A 1245-nucleotide genomic window follows, 5' to 3' on the forward strand; every position below is an offset into this window, starting at 1 on the left:
GCGTTCCTGAACATGGTGATCTAAAAGGGTTCCTCTTTGTTTCTTCTGGCCTTGGTGGCATGAGTGGCGCTCAAGCAAAAGCAGTAACTATTGCAAATGGGGTTGGTATCATTGCGGAAGTGGATTACTCCAGAATAAAAACCCGGCTGGATCAAGGATGGCTCGATACTGCAACTGGCAACTTAGAAGAAGCTTTCAAAATTGCTCATGAACATTTGAGGAACGGAAAGAGCATTTCCATTGGCTATCATGGCAATATTGTGGATCTTCTACAATACGCTGTTGATCATAAGATTCATATTGATCTTCTTTCTGACCAGACTTCCTGCCACGCCCCATACGATGGTGGCTATTGTCCTCAAGGTATTACCTTTGAAGAACGTACAGAGCTTTTGAGCAAAGACAAAAGAACATTCAGAGAGCTTGTAGACAAATCACTGAGAAAGCATTTTGAACTTATTAAAATTCTTGTGGATAGGGGCACATATTTCTTTGATTACGGAAACAGCTTTATGAAGGCGGTTTTTGACGCTGGTGCAAAAGAGATCGCAAAGAATGGTGTAGATACAAGCGAAGGTTTCATTTTCCCTTCATATGTTGAAGACATAATGGGTCCCATGCTCTTCGATTACGGTTACGGTCCCTTCAGATGGGTGTGCCTTAGTGGCAAACACGAAGATCTCATCAAAACCGATAAAGCGGCAATGGATTGTATTGACCCCAATAGGCGTGGGCAGGATAGGGATAATTACATCTGGATCAAGAACGCTGAGAAAAACAATCTTGTCGTCGGTACTCAGGCGAGAATACTCTATTCAGATGCCGAAGGTAGAATGCGCATAGCCTTGAAATTCAACGAAATGGTAAGAAGGGGAGAAATAGGCCCGGTGATGATAGGTAGGGACCATCACGATACAGGCGGAACTGACTCACCATACAGAGAGACATCCAACATCAAAGACGGAAGTAATATCATGGCTGATATGGCAACCCACTGCTTTGCCGGTAACGCAGCGAGAGGTATGACACTTGTTTCTCTCCATAATGGTGGTGGCGTGGGTATTGGAAAGGCGATCAACGGCGGCTTTGGTCTCGTACTCGATGGTAGCCGACGCGTAGATGAGATAATCAAGACCGCAATAGCCTGGGATGTCATGAGCGGTGTTTCTAGAAGAGCCTGGGCGCGAAATGAGCATTCGATAGAAACCGCTATTGAATATAACAAAAAGAACTTCGGTGAGGATC

1 pseudogene is annotated in these 1245 nt (G+C 44.8%); it reads left to right on the top strand.

Going from position 1 to position 1245, the window contains the following annotated elements:
• Positions 1–1245, top strand: a pseudogene (locus AC3LHT_RS09635) (urocanate hydratase); the annotation flags it as partial.

This window comes from Kosmotoga sp. (assembly GCF_982836095.1).